The sequence below is a fragment of the Anaerobium acetethylicum genome, from assembly GCF_900096945.1.
GTDB lineage: Bacteria > Bacillota > Clostridia > Lachnospirales > Lachnospiraceae > Anaerobium > Anaerobium acetethylicum.
Window position 1 is genome coordinate 1 of sequence record NZ_FMKA01000037.1, and the last position, 15,016, is coordinate 15,016.

The window sequence follows — 15,016 nt, forward strand, 5'->3', positions numbered from 1 at the left end:
AGATTCAGGCACGAATACTTTTTGCACTTTTTTTGCTGGTACAAAATTTGTGGAAAAGACCTGCTGATTTTCAATCGGAAGCGATTTAATCAGCAAACACTATTTAGCGGGCGGAAAAAGCAATGCCTCGTTAAAGCAAATTTTTGCACATGATAGATAAAGTGTTTTTGCAGAAATTACCATCTTTTGCTATTATAAGGATAGGCTTTTAAAGATGGGCGTTTAAAGATGGGCATTTAATGATGGCAAAAGGGGGATGACAATAATGAACAAGTACAGAATGCTTTGCCTCGATATAGATGGAACGTTGCTGAATTCCAGGCATCAGATTTCAGAAGGCACAAAAAGGGCAATTCGTAAGCTGGATGATTCCGGCGACACTATAATTGTGCTGATTTCAGCCCGCATGCCGAAAGGCATGAGATATCTGGCAGAAGAGCTGAATCTCAACAGTCCGCTTGTCAGTTATAATGGGGCTTACATAACGCAAGGGGATCAGATATTGCATGCGAGGACGATAAAATTGGAACAATGCATTACGATTTTTCAACTTGCCATTGAACGGGGGCTGCATGTGAGCCTGTACACAGAAGATCAGTGGTACGTGGAGCATCTGGACAGCTGGGCATTACAGGAGAGCGAAATAACCGGGATTAAGCCGATTGTCATAGAATTTGAAAAGCTTTTTTCTGATTGGGAAGCAGCGGGGAATACTCCAAATAAAATCCTGTGCATGGGGGAACCGGGCAACATTTCTGTCTTCGGGGAGAGGCTGAATTTCATGTTTGAGAAGAATCTGAATGTCTACCAGTCAAAACCGACCTATTTGGAAATTGTGTCGGCCGAAGCATCAAAAATCAATGCCATCGCTTATTTATGCGACAGATATCATATTAACAGGGACGAGGTTGTTGCAGTCGGCGACAACTATAATGATATCAGCATGATTTCTTATGCCGGATTGGGTATTGCTATGGGGAATGCACCCGATGAGGTGAAAAAGTGTGCGGATTATGTGACCCTGTCGAACGATGAGGATGGGGTGGCATGGGTGATTGATGGGTTGGATTGCCGAAAAGGAATCGGATTGAATAAGTAAGTGATGGTGAAAAAGTACATGGGGATGATTATAAACCAAATGATTTTTACTTCAGATAAGAGAAAAGTTCTATAAAAAATTATAGAAACCGAATGATAGGAGAAAATTATGGCAACAATATTAGGAATTGATATAGGGACATCAAGTGCAAAAGCGATGCTGTTAGATATTGAGAAGGGCGTTATTGATACTGTTTCGGAAGGATATGAGGTAAGCATTCCGGAACCAGATCGTGCGGAACAGGACCCGCAGATATGGTGGGATGCTGTGGTTAATATCCTGGGGAATCTGAGGAATAAGCACAGTGCGGAATTCTCACAAATCAAAAGTATCGGATTCTCAGGACAGATGCACGGGCTGGTTCCACTCGATTCTGAAGGCAATCCTGTCAGACCGGCAATTTTATGGTTGGATCAAAGAGCAGAAGCGGAATTGGAAGAGATAAATAAGACACTGTCAGAAAAACAGATAGCAGATATTTTGCATAATCGCGTATTTAACGGATTTGCACTGTCTTCCCTGTTGTGGATGAAAAATAATGAGCCGGATAATTTCAATAAGATAGCTTATGTCATGCAGCCAAAAGATTATATACGCTATAAAATTACCGGTGAAATCGGAGCGGAAGTAAGCGATGCGTCGGCTACGCTGCTGTTTGACGTGAGGAAGAGAAGATGGGCAGAGGAGCTGGTTCGGGAATTGGGAATTCCAGCATCGATATTCCCGAAATGTCTGGAGTCTGCCGATATAGCAGGATATGTGACGGAAGAAGCGGCAGAAATAACAGGTTTGGCAAAGGGGATTCCAGCAGTATACGGGGCTGGAGACCAGCAGGCACAGAGCATCGGGAACGGGGCAGTCAGAGAAGGACTTGTCATTTGCAACATCGGAACCGGAGGACAGATTTCTACTTATTCGGAAAAGGACATTTATGACAGCGAAATGCGGACACACACATTCTGTCACTGCATCAATAAGGCCTATACAATATTCGGAGCAATTCTTTGCGGAGGAATGTCTTTGAAATGGCTGAAAAATAATATTCTGCATGTTGACAGTTTTGAGGAAATCAGCAGGCAGGCGGCCGAAATAGAGCCCGGAAGCGGAAATCTTTTATTCCTGCCTTATTTATCGGGTGAGAGGACACCACATATGAATCCACATGCAAAAGGAGTGTTCTTTGGGCTTCAGTTAGGCCACGATTCGAGATATATGTCCAGAGCTGTAATGGAAGGCGTTACATTTGCATTAAAGGATTCCCTTGAAATCATCGAATCAATGGGGATAACGAGCGAACGGGTATTGGCTTCGGGCGGTGCGGCTGTCAGCGAGGTATGGCTTCAGATACAGGCTGATATTTTTGATAAAGAGGTTCAGGTCTGCAAAGTAAAAGAGCAGGCTTGTCTTGGAGCCTGCATCTTAGGGGGAGTGGGAGCCGGATACTTCAAAAGCATAGAAGATGCCTGTAGCCGGTTCGTCGAATTTGAAGAAAAAGTATATAAACCGATCAGAAAAAATGTAGAGATTTATCAAGAGCATTATACGACGTTTAAAATGCTGTACGAGAAAACGAAAGAATTTATGCATTGAAATATGACAGGAGGTAATAGAGGGAAACAAAAATGAAAGTTGCGGAGGAGGAGCTCATAAAATTGGCAGAAAAAGCAAAAATTGATTTGAACGAGTATTTGAGGTAGAAGATGTAAGAGGATAGCTTGGGAATAAATAGAAGAGTGAAAGGCAGTTAAAGATGAATAGAGCAGTGAAATGGCGGAAGCGAAAAACCATTGAAGAAGCTGCGTTTTTGATACAACTCAAAAGGGGATAAAAAGAATGCATGAATATTTTAACTATAATATTAAAGGTAAAAATGAGGACATTACAACTTTACTGGAAAAGATTTCTGATCGGATTTGCGAGGATGCATACGAGGATACGTCAATACCTAGATTTCTGTTGGAAAATTCCAGTGATCTCTTGAAATACTGGGATGAGTCAAAAAAGAAATTCTTAAAGTTTCCAAAAACAGAAACTTCTATTACTATAGGGGACGACGAAGAAATGAATTACGGAGGAAAACTGGACTTTGAAGAAATAAATGACTTTATGATTCAGCATGCTAAGAATCTTAATGTTTTAGGCGAATATGCAAATTCAACTGTCAGTTATGAAATCTGCGTCTTGATAAAAAACGGGCTTTCTAAGCAAATAGATAATTTTCAGCGTGATGAATATCTTGAGAATCTGTGTGTTCATGGGGATAAAAAAACTCGCACCAGCAATCCATGGTTCGGAGAAGATTTTGAAGACTTGTTTGATTATGCCGAGAGGTCAGGAATCGATATAGACGATTTGAACCAATTCGAAGATTTGATTGAAGATCATGAGTTTTCTGGTCTTCGTGAGATTTTAGAAAAAGCTTTTATTTATGAATGTGAACCACTGAGTGATAGTATTGAACCTCTGCTTGAAGATGGTGTGAATGGGGTGTTTTTTAAAAATAAGATAAAATTCAAGAAATTAATCTCGAATTTTGTTATCGAGCATGCAGGCGATGATAAACAATATGCAAGTTACGATGAAGGGAAAAAGACTGCTGTCATTAGAGTAGAAGTTAAAGGTACTCAGCATGAAGGGCGCTCTTCACGTATTGAGAAGATATCAGTCGGAAAAATAGTTAATGTTGTTCGTGAGCCAAACAATCCATATAATTCAAATAATCTTGCAGTATATAATACATTAGGTGAATCATTAGGTAATTTGCCAGCGGAGTTAGGGAATGCATTAAGTCCATTGATTGATGGAAATGTGGCCGCTATTCAAAGTGCAAAAGCTAGCTATGTGGAACCACTATCACAAAGAAGCAAAAACGCAAAAAAAGCTATTCTATATGTTGAGTTAGCGATTAAACTTGAAGAGACAAGGCAAGATAATCAATAAGCTAAGCGACGATTTCGCCATGTTGTATATGTCTGGAAAAGATTTCAACTAACCATGGAAAGAACCGGTGAAGCAGAATTCATAGCACATGCTCCTTTCGATATCTTCCGGGCGTCATTCCGACCTTTTTCCTGAACAGATTGGTAAAGTTGTTCACATCATGGATGCCGACCATATGTGCAACCTGATTTGCAGAAAACTGGCTTGATTCAAGCAGTTTCTTAGCCTGCTCGATCCGCAGCTGGATAAGGTAGTCGTTTGGAGCATATCCGGTATATTTCTTGAATTCCCTGGTCAGATGGGAGCGGCTGATTCCGGAGAACTTTGATAAATATTCCACAGTCAGGTCAGCGGAAAAATTGTTTTCCATATAGCCGATCAGGTACTGCATGTTTTCCGGCATAGCGACGCTTTTGTCGGAACTGTGCAGGGAGGAAGCAAGCAGATCTGTCAGGATGGCGCTCAGACAATGGGATGCCTGCCAGTCGCGATAGGGCTGGGCAGTGCTGTAAATGGCAAGCAGGTGTTCCAGGCTGGACTGGTAATTACCGGTAATGCTCTGTGAGAACAGGGCAGAACCATTCTGCATATACTGCTCGAACAGAGGGGAAATCAGAGGTCCGTTGATGTGAAGGACACTGTGGGTCCAGTTATCCCCGGTCGTTTTGTACATGTGCGGCTTCATGCAGTCGATCAGGAAACCGTCTCCTTCACCCAGATGGTATTTCTTCCCTTCATATTCCAGGATGCCATTGCCGCTATATGTGTACAGGATAAGGTAAGAGGCGTACTCAGAACGTTTCGTAAAGAAGTTCCGGCCGCAGTGAAAGATGCTGAAGGCTTCCAGGTGATACAGGTTCTGCAATGCAAATTCGGATATCGGCGGACGGAAGAAAGACTGCAGTTTTCCAGTAATCAGAAAATCGGCATGCTGCATATTGGCAGGCAGATCATCGGAGGTTCCAAACTCCTCCAGGAAAAGCAGGGGATGTGATGCCGCATTCTGCCAGGCTTCCTGCTTCAGCCGGGGAATATGCCGGATATCAATCTTGTTAGGCGTAACGGGCTCTTCTGTCTCATAAGTATAAAATCGGATATTTTCAAACATAATGCCCTCCATTAAAAAGCACAATAATATGATAAATAGATACAATAAGATGATTACAATAGTATTATACCGTATTATCATAGAAGTACAATACAATGATGAAAATGAGTAGCTGTGAGGTTGCAAGTCACAGAGTGAACGGTAACACTATCAGTCCTCAGTCTTTGAACATAACGGAAACAGGACTTACTATTTATTTTTATGATTTAATCAGGAAGGATGATTCTACTTATGAATGCGAAGATAACAGATCTGTTGTTAAACAGAGGCGGCAATTATATTCTGCCATTTTTCTGGCAGCACGGCGAGGACGAGGCAACGTTAAGAAAATACATGGAGGTCATCGATGAAGCGAGCATCAAGGCTGTCTGTGTGGAGAGCCGTCCGCATCCGGATTACTGCGGTCCGAAATGGTGGGAGGATATGGATATCATTATGGAGGAAGCCAGAAAGCGTGACATGAAGGTGTGGATTCTGGATGACAGCCATTTTCCGACAGGATTTGCAAACGGGGCTATGGAAAGCCAGCCGGACGAGCGGTGCCGGCAGAGTATCTGCTGCAGGACCTATGACTGCGCGGGCAAGGAAGAACTGCAGATAAGTCAGGATGAAATCCTGCATCCGGATGAATTCAAACCATCCATGATTGAGGAGATGATTGCGAAGGAAAGAGGCGGCGCGAAACAGCGCCAATTTGAGGATGACAGGCTGATCGGGCTGTATGCGGTCCGCACGGATGCGGAGAAGAATGGATTTCTTGAGGAAGCGTATCGCATCGATCTTATGGGGCGGCTGGAAGACAACATTTTATCATGGAAGGTGCCGGAAGGCAGCTGGAAGGTCTATGCACTTCACCTGACCAGGAACAGGGGACCCCATCGCAATTACATCAATATGATGGACAGGGCATCCTGCAAAGTTCTGCTGGATGCCGTTTATGAGACGCATTATGCGCATTATAAGGAGGATTTCGGAAAGACGCTGGCCGGATTCTTTTCCGATGAGCCTGAGCTTGGAAATGGCCATCTGTATGTGCACGGCAATGTCCTGGGCGTGGAGGATGACCTGCCGTGGAGCATGGAGCTGGAGGAAATCCTGAAAAAGGAATTCGGGCCGGATTTCACGGCGTATATGGCGCTTCTCTGGGAAGATGGAGCGGATGCATCCATCAAAGCGAAGATACGCTATGCCTATATGGATGCAGTATCGCGTCTGGTGGAAGAGGATTTTTCCATGCAGATGGGCAGCTGGTGCCGCGAGCGTGGAGTGCAGTATATCGGACACATGATTGAGGATAACAACCAGCATGCCCGTACAGGATCATCCCTGGGCCACTTTTTCAGGGGGCTGGGAGGACAGGATATGGCAGGCATCGATGATATCGGTGGGCAGGTGTTTCCGCAGGGAGAAGATATTTCCTATGACAAAGGGCCTTTCCAACGCCGCGACGGGGAATTCTACCACTATATGCTTGGAAAACTTGGAAGTTCCCATGCTGCTATCGATCCGCTGAAGAATGGGGATTCCATGTGTGAAATTTTTGGAGCCTATGGCTGGTCGGAAGGAGTACGCCTGGAAAAATATCTGGTCGATCATTTCGTGGTGCGCGGAATCAACCATTTTGTGCCTCATGCTTTTAGCGCCAAAGCCTTTCCAGATCCGGACTGCCCGCCGCATTTCTATGCCCATGGTAATAATCCGCAGTACCGCCATTTCGGAAAGCTCATGGCATATACGAACCGTGTCTGCGAGCTGATCAGCGGAGGAAGGCATGTCTCGCCGGTTGCGGTTCTGTACCACGGAGAGGGGGAATGGACCGGAACATGCATGTTCTCCCACAAGGTGGGGCATGTGCTTGCAGACAGTCAGATCGAATACGACTACATTCCGCAGGATGTGTTTGCCGAGCCGGAGAGATTCAAGACATCGCTGCGGAATGGGATGCTGGCTGTAAATACCCAGGAATACAGAGCTGTTATCGTTCCGACCATGCAGTTCGTGACGAAACGATTTGCCGAATATGTTGCCGCTATGTGCAAAGCCGGGGTGCTGGTATATTTTGTGGCTGCATATCCGGAAGGGATCTGCAATCTTGCCGCGGAGGAAGCTACATCAGCCGGCAGTCTTGTGGATGGCATGAAGACAGCAGGATTGATTGAGCTTTCGGACATCATTTCCGAGCTTAGGGCGAACAAGGTTGGGGATCTCGTGGTCGTGCCGGAAAACAACAGGCTGCGTTATTATCACTATGAACATCATGACGGCACAGGCATATATCTGTTTGTAAATGAAGGGACGGAGGTTTATGAGGGAGAAGTGATGCTGGACGACAGCAGAACCTGCTACCGGTATGATGCATGGGAGAACTGTCTGGGAAGAGCAGACTATGCAGAGGGCAGGCTGAAGGTTGCAGTAGAGCCGATGAAGAGCCTGATTGTCGTATTCGACAAGAATGTGACAGTGGATGAAATCGAAGCCTTTATCACAGCGGCGCCGAAGGCGGAAGGCACAGAGATACCGCTGAACGGCAGCTGGAGGCGAAGCATCTGCAGAAGCATCGATTATCCGGATTTTAGAAGCGGGAAGGAAATCACACTGCCTGATAAATTGGAAGTCGAGGAACCGGAATTTTCCGGGTTTGTCCGTTATGAGAATTCCTTTGATCTTACAGAAAAATCAGCGGCGGTTCTTCAGATCACTGACGCATATGAAGGTGTCGAGGTATTTGTGAACGGGAAGAGCCTTGGCATTCAGGTCGTGGCGCCTTATGTGTATGATATGACGGATGCCGTAAAAGAAGGAAGAAACCAGGTCGCAATTGAAGTGGCAACCACGCTGGAACGGGAGATGTCCAAGATCCCGTCCATGTTCGGAATGCCGGCAGAGCCGGTCTGCCCGTCGGGGATCAATGGGGTGGTGAAGATTATCCGGATTCAGGTTTCCTGACGCCTGATTGAAGATACGGTACATATTTGTCATATTGCAGATACACAGACGGAATATACAAAAAAATTTTATAATAATATTTTAGAAGCCATTATGGAGTAAAGAACTCTATAATGGCTTCTTTGCGCTCAGGAAAATCCATGAATGATGGTTCTTGATGCTTACTGCACAGCAGTAACAATTATTTATACCCCATGCAATTTCCTGAATTCTCCGGGAGTCATTTTTTCTGCTTTTTTGAATACTTCACAAAAGTAACTTATGTTATCATATCCGCAAAATCCAGCTATTTCTTTAATAGACAAATTTTTATGGTTTAAAATCATTTCCTTGCTATTCTTTACCCTTACGCTGTTAATATATTCGAAAATACGTATGCCGGTAATCTTTTTAAATAGTGAACAGAGATATTGGGGAGTTAAATCTGAAACCTCGGATAATTCCTGTAATGTAATCACCTTATTATAATTGTCTTCTACAAAGTCAAAAACGGGTTTAAGCTTGGTATACTGGTCCATCTTAAGGTCATTCTTAGAGGTATGCCCAAAGGCTATAAGATCCATTATTATGCCATATACTATTTTTGAACACTCCAGACTTTTCATTGCATTGCTGGATTGAGCCAGGAATAAGACTTTTTCCATTGCCTTCAATGTAATATCCGGACGGGAAATGGTTAAAACCGGAGAGTCAGCTATTTCTATATTGTTAAATACCTGTTCTGCGGCAAAGCCTCCTATTGAAATCCAGCTTATTTCCCAAGGTTCTGTCAAAGCATAATATTCATGGGGAACATTGGGAAGAAGGAGCATGCCCTGATTTTCAACTACTGTATATTTCTTATTATTAATCAGCAGTTCACCAGACCCATGTTTGCACTGTAGCCATTGAATATGACGATAACCATTTTGCCTTTTGATATGCTCCTGAATATGATTACAGCCAACACTGGCAAGAAAAACAGGGACTGTTAATTCTAAATCCGTAATTACTGGGAATACTATATTTGTCATACTTACCACCTTAATATTGTGTTATTCATCTTAAAATGCTTAGATTGAAAATGACACTACGTAATTCTATAATGTGAATATAATTATATAGTACGATATCGTTCGAGCAATATCAATAAAATAATGCAGAGGTAATGTATATGATAAAAAAATACCCTCCAATAAGCAGGAAACTACCACATTTTATGCATGGCGGAGATTATAATCCTGATCAATGGCTTCATTATCCGGAAATTCTGGAAGAAGACATCAGACTGATGAAGCTTGCAAATTGTAACACGGTGGCTATGGGGATTTTCTCCTGGGTTGCTTTAGAGCCGGAAGAAGGAACGTTTCATTTTGACTGGCTTGATGACAGGATAGACAAGCTTTATGAAAATGGTATTTATACTATTTTATCTACTCCGAGTGGAGCAAGGCCTGCGTGGATGTCCCAGAAATATCCTGAGGTTTTGAGAGTGGCTTCAAACAGAGTCAGGAATCTTCATGGAGAAAGACATAATCACTGTTATTCTTCGCCAGTTTACAGAGAAAAGATAAGAATAATAAATACCAGACTTGCTGAACGGTATTCAAATCATCCTGGTGTTGTAGCATGGCATATCTCAAATGAATATAGTGGTGAATGCCACTGTGATATATGCCAGGAGAATTTCAGGAAATGGCTGAAAGAGAAATATGGAAGCCTTGAGAATCTGAATCATGCCTGGTGGTCATCATTCTGGAGCCATACGATTACCAGCTGGTCTCAGATAGAGTCACCGTCTCCGATTGGAGAGAGGCGTACCAATGGATTGAATCTTGACTGGAAAAGATTTGTTACAGACCAGACTGTCGACTTTTGTAAACATGAAATCAAACCCTTTAAAGAACATAATCCGGACATGCCGGTAACTACAAATATGATGGGCACCTACGAGGGGCTGAATTACTGGAAATTTAAAGATGTTCTTGACAGGGTATCCTGGGACAACTATCCATGTTGGCATGAAGAGGATGACAATACTCATATAGCAGCATTTATCTCTATGGTTCATGATATGAATCGATCTTTTAAAGGTGGAAAGCCTTTTATGCTCATGGAGAGTACGCCTAGTGTTACAAACTGGTCACCAGTTTCTAAACTTAAGAAGCCGGGAATGCACTTATTGTCATCATTACACGCAGTAGCACACGGATCTGATACCGTTCAGTATTTTCAGTGGAGAAAGAGCAGAGGGTCAAGTGAGCAGTATCACGGCGCCGTTGTGGATCACTGCGGTCATGAAAATACAAGAGTATTCAGGGATGTTGCAGAAGTTGGCGAGGTGCTTGCGAGTCTGGATGAAGTTGTAGGGACCAGTGTTAACGCAGAGGTTGCAATACTTTTTGACTGGGAGAATAAATGGGCGATTAATGATGCACATGGTCCTAGAAATTGTGGGATGAAATATGATGAAACTGTTGCTATGCACTATAAAAGTTTTTGGAAGAATGGCATACCTGTAGATATTCTGGATATGGATTGCGATATTTCAGATTATAAACTTCTGATCGCTCCTATGCTGTATATGGTCAGACAAGGTGTAGGTGAAAAAATAGAGCGATTTGTGGAAAATGGCGGAACCTTTGTTGGAACCTATTGGAGCGGTATTGTTGATGAAAATGGACTTTGTTTCCTTGGCGGATTCCCAGGGCCGCTTCGAAAGGTGCTCGGGATTTGGTCCGAGGAGTTAGAGTGTCTGTACGATCATGAGTCAAACCATATCGTTTTTAACAAGGAGAACGGGATTTCGCTAAATGGCGAGTTCCAGTGCAAAGATTTTTGTGATCTTATTCATACGGAGGGGGCTGAGGCACTTGCTGTATATAAGGAGGATTTCTACGCAGGAAGACCGGCAGTCACAGTCAACTGCGTTGGAGCAGGAAAAGCCTATTATATAGCATCGCGAAATGGTGAAGATTTTATTGACGGTTTTTATGGCAAACTGATTAAGGAGGCAGGGATAAAACGTAATCTTGAAACTGAGCTGCCAGATGGTGTAACGGTACAGAGAAGAAGCGATGGTGAGAATGATTTCATTTTCATAATGAATTTTGGAACAAAGGAAAGACACATTAAGCTTGACGATAAGGAATATTCAGATCTTTTAACAGGCGAACAGAATGTCAGGGAAATCAATCTTTCCCTTTATGGTATGCGGATTTTAAAAAGAAGAGTAACTATTCAGGACTCCGTCCTTCATAGTCACAGATGATGCACACAAATTGCAAAATCGGCAATTTGGCGCAAGCAGAACTCGGGTTTTTATGCAAAACCAGCATAAAAACACCTCGCGTCACTGGACTATTGAACAGTTAAAAAGAAGAAACATGTAGATTAGAATCATGGGAGGTTATAATATTATGTTATCTTTGTCAAAAAGAAAAAAAATAAGAACATCAGCTAAAAGGCTTCTATGTGTCATTTTAACGACTACAATGCTGGTATCTATGATCACAGTACCTGCATCGGCAGAGGATATGCCGGTGATAACACCAGTGGTAACTGAGGATTTTGAAAGCTACAGTATTGGAAATATCACCCCGGGCAACGGCAACAGCTGGGCTACAAAGGGAGCTGTGCCGACAATGACGGTTGCTGATGACCCGGTTACTGGAAGGAAATATACTTCATTTACAAATACTTCAACCAGTTCATCCTACATTGGTCAAACTTTTACAGCTCAGACAGGAGCAGTATTCCTTGAATTTGATGTAAATATTCCGGGTACTAATGGCGGCTTTCTGTTTGTTAATAGTGGCGGCGTAAATTCAACCACAGCCTCTGCATCACATCTGCAATTTGATGCTGGGAAATTACAAAAGCGTGTTTCAACTGTATATGGAACTTATGATACTACCCACTGGTATCATTATAAGATTTTCTATAATGTTCCAAAGAAAAAGCTTAATCTTTCTATTGTTGATTTGAACACCAATCAGACGGCGGCAACAGCAGAAGAGAATTTCGTGAATACTGCGATATCTAATATTAGCAGTTTTGGATTTAGTCCAAATAAGAGCGGGGGTACAATAAACGTAGATAACATCAAAGTGACAACTACCTCTGTACAGATGGATAGTCTTACAGTAGACGGAGGCAGTCTGACGGATTCATTTCAATCATACTGGAAGGATTACACTGTAGTAGTTTCTGATTCAACAAAAACGCTTACATTTACCCCTAAAGCGGATGATGCAACCCTTGTATTTTCAGTAGATGGCAAAGACGTGCCGAAAGATGGAACAGCGTCTATAGATGTGACAAGTGGAGTTACCAGCTGTGATATTACGGTCAGGTCTTCTGTATATGATATTTCAAAGACCTATACCTTTGCAATCAGCAGGCTTGGTGCTCATCCTGATCTGGAAAATGTTGAGTCTTTAGGTGGAGATTCTAAAGTCTCGCTTGGATGGACTGAACCTAAGGATCCTGCTTATGTAAAAGCGAATATATATCAGGTGAATGCTGATAATTCCCTCAAATTAGTTGATACAGTACCTAAAGGTACATACATTTCTACTATCTCGGGATTAGTCAATGGTACAACCTATAATTATGTGGTGAAAGCAGTTTTTGATGATAATGCAGAATCCTCTGGCGTGAACATCAGTGAGAGCCCAAAACTCTTTGCTGCACGTCAGATGGAAAGCCTGGATCGCGGGTTAGTCGCGATGAAGAATGACAGCGGCATTTATGTGGGCTGGCGTTTACTGGGGACAGATTCGGAAGAAACATCTTTTAACCTTTACAGGGATGGAGTAAAGGTAAATGCAACATCTATTACGAACAGCACCAATTACCTGGATGCGGATGGAACCGAAAATTCAACCTACTATGTAAGGACAGTTGTGAATGGAGAAGAGCAGCTGCAGTCAGAATCAGTAAAGGTGTGGAATGATAATCATCTTTCTATTCCTATTCAGAAACCCGACAGTGGTGTTACTCCAGCTGGAGAAGCGTATTCTTACACTGCTAACGAAGGCACTGCAGCAGACGTGGATGGCGATGGGCAGTATGAAATGGTGGTGACATGGAGCCCTTCCAATCTAAAGGATAACTCTCAGATTGGCTATACAGGGAAAACTTATATAGATGCCTATAAAATGGATGGAACCAGGTTATGGAGGATAGATTGTGGCGTGAATATCCGTTCCGGTGCCCACTACAACCAATTTTTGGTTTATGACCTTGATGGGGATGGAAAGGCCGAAATATCCCTTAAAACCGCAGATGGTACCGTGGATGGTTTGGGAAATGTAATCGGGGATGGTACAAAGAACTATGTCAGTACCGCGCCTAAAACCCTTGGCTGTATTCTTTCCGGGCCGGAATATCTGACGGTCTTTAACGGCGAAACTGGTGCAGCCATGCAGACAATACCGTTTACTCCGGCCAGGAGCAGGAGTACTGCAGATACTACAAATACATGTACTGCAGATGAACTGACCGAATGGGGAAAAACAGGGGATTATTACAACCGTGTAGACCGATTCCTTGGAACGATTGCCTATCTGGATGGCGAACATCCAAGTCTGATAATGACCCGCGGATATTACGGAAGAATGGTTTTGTCAGCATATGACTTCAGGGATGGAGCATTTACAAAGCGCTGGACTTTTGACAGCAGTGATCCTGGAAATGAAAGTTATGCAGGTATGGGAAATCACCAATTAAGCATAGCCGATGTGGATGGGGATGGAAAGGATGAGATTATCACCGGAGCAGCCTGCATTGACGATAATGGAACCGGGCTATGGAATTCCGATTTTGGACATGGAGATGCTCTGCATGTTGGAGATCTGGATCCCGCTAATCTTGGCTTGGAAGAGTGGACTGTACAGGAAGAGACTTCTGCACATTATGTTGCTAATCTGAAGGACGCTGAGACCGGAAGAGTTATTATGGGACAGCTTGGCACCGGATTTGATACAGGCAGAGGATTAAGCGGGGATATAGACCCAAGATATCCAGGCGAAGAAATGTGGGCAGTTGATGGTAATGCCCAGTTAGTTTATTCAGCTACAGCCGGTGTGTTATATAGTGCACAGGGCCAGTTATTATCCAACAATATCCCTAGCGCATCTTTTGCACTCTGGTGGGATGGAGATCTTTCCCGCGAGCTTTTGCATGGTACATGGCAAGGCTCTGCCTCTGGCGATGTCACAATTCCCAGAGTTGAAAAATGGGATTATATAAATAATAAACAGGATACGATCGAAGATTTCGGAGATGGATTAGCATGCACCTATGGAACAAAAGAATGTCCTGTTGTACAAGCAGACATTTTGGGTGACTGGCGTGAAGAAGTGGTGCTTAGAACCTTGGACAGTACGGAACTTCGAATTTATTCTACAACAGATGTAACAGAAGAAAGGATCTATTCTTTGATGCAGGATCCGCAATACAGGGTGGCTGTAGCGTCGCAGAATGTAGGCTATAACCAGCCGCCACACCCGAGCTTCTATTTGGGAACTGGTATGGATGCTGTGGCAAAGCCTAATATTTATACGGTCGGGACATATGGAGAGACTATAGTTTCAACTGTAAATATCGAAGCTGATACATTAAACCTGAAAAGCAAGGGTGGAAATAACTCTATGACAGGCTACATCAAACTTCCAACGGTTTACAACCTGTCGGCAGCTGATGTTACAGGTATCACAGCAGTCATAAATGGTGTTGCTATTGATGTACAGACTGATTCTATATTCTCTGGTGATGAAGATGCTGATAGCGTTGAAAGTATCATGTTCAAATTGGACAGACAAAAGGTTATAAATGCAATCGGCAGTAACGAAGGGGATGTAGATGTCGAAATAACTGGAAGCCTAATGGGTGGAAAAAGGTTTTCGGGAAGTACGATCCTTCATGTTATTCACTGATAT

The 15,016-nt window shown here is 43.2% G+C and carries 8 protein-coding genes; 6 read left to right on the forward strand and 2 right to left on the reverse strand.

Annotated elements, in window-relative coordinates; translation table 11 throughout:
* Window positions 1-265 precede the first annotated feature (265 nt).
* From BJR36_RS17255 to BJR36_RS17265, 3 genes are all read left to right on the forward strand, one after another.
* On the forward strand, window positions 266-1,099 hold the full coding sequence (locus BJR36_RS17255; protein WP_091236631.1) for a Cof-type HAD-IIB family hydrolase: 834 nt from the start codon (window positions 266-268) through the stop codon (window positions 1,097-1,099).
* Between the two features lie 108 nt (window positions 1,100-1,207).
* The gene (gene xylB / locus BJR36_RS17260) at window positions 1,208-2,689 is read left to right on the forward strand and encodes a xylulokinase (RefSeq protein ID WP_091236632.1); all 1,482 of its coding nucleotides are present in this window, start codon (window positions 1,208-1,210) and stop codon (window positions 2,687-2,689) included.
* 243 nt (window positions 2,690-2,932) lie between these two features.
* Entirely contained in the window at window positions 2,933-4,039 is a 1,107-nt protein-coding gene (locus BJR36_RS17265; RefSeq protein WP_091236634.1) for an HIRAN domain-containing protein, read from the forward strand.
* 79 nt (window positions 4,040-4,118) lie between these two features.
* Here the strand turns inward: BJR36_RS17265 and BJR36_RS17270 are convergent, their stop codons facing one another.
* Window positions 4,119-5,147, reverse strand: a complete 1,029-nt coding sequence (locus tag BJR36_RS17270) for an AraC family transcriptional regulator (RefSeq protein WP_169823765.1) — start codon at window positions 5,145-5,147, stop codon at window positions 4,119-4,121.
* 231 nt (window positions 5,148-5,378) lie between these two features.
* Between BJR36_RS17270 and BJR36_RS17275 the strand changes: the two genes are divergently transcribed.
* The gene (locus BJR36_RS17275) at window positions 5,379-8,093 is read left to right on the forward strand and encodes a hypothetical protein (protein WP_091236637.1); all 2,715 of its coding nucleotides are present in this window, start codon (window positions 5,379-5,381) and stop codon (window positions 8,091-8,093) included.
* A 185-nt stretch (window positions 8,094-8,278) separates the two neighbouring features.
* Here BJR36_RS17275 and BJR36_RS17280 read toward each other — a convergent pair whose 3' ends face one another.
* Window positions 8,279-9,106 (reverse strand): AraC family transcriptional regulator, encoded by an 828-nt coding sequence (locus BJR36_RS17280; protein WP_091236639.1) that lies wholly within the window; start codon window positions 9,104-9,106, stop codon window positions 8,279-8,281.
* A gap of 140 nt (window positions 9,107-9,246) precedes the next feature.
* On the opposite strand from BJR36_RS17280, the gene BJR36_RS17285 reads away from it, so the two are divergent.
* Window positions 9,247-11,343, forward strand: coding sequence for a beta-galactosidase (locus BJR36_RS17285; RefSeq protein ID WP_091236640.1), 2,097 nt, complete (start codon window positions 9,247-9,249; stop codon window positions 11,341-11,343).
* A gap of 148 nt (window positions 11,344-11,491) precedes the next feature.
* Window positions 11,492-15,013: a rhamnogalacturonan lyase family protein gene (locus BJR36_RS17290; protein ID WP_091236642.1), complete on the forward strand. Its 3,522-nt coding sequence runs from the start codon at window positions 11,492-11,494 to the stop codon at window positions 15,011-15,013.
* The last annotated feature ends 3 nt before the right edge of the window (window positions 15,014-15,016 follow it).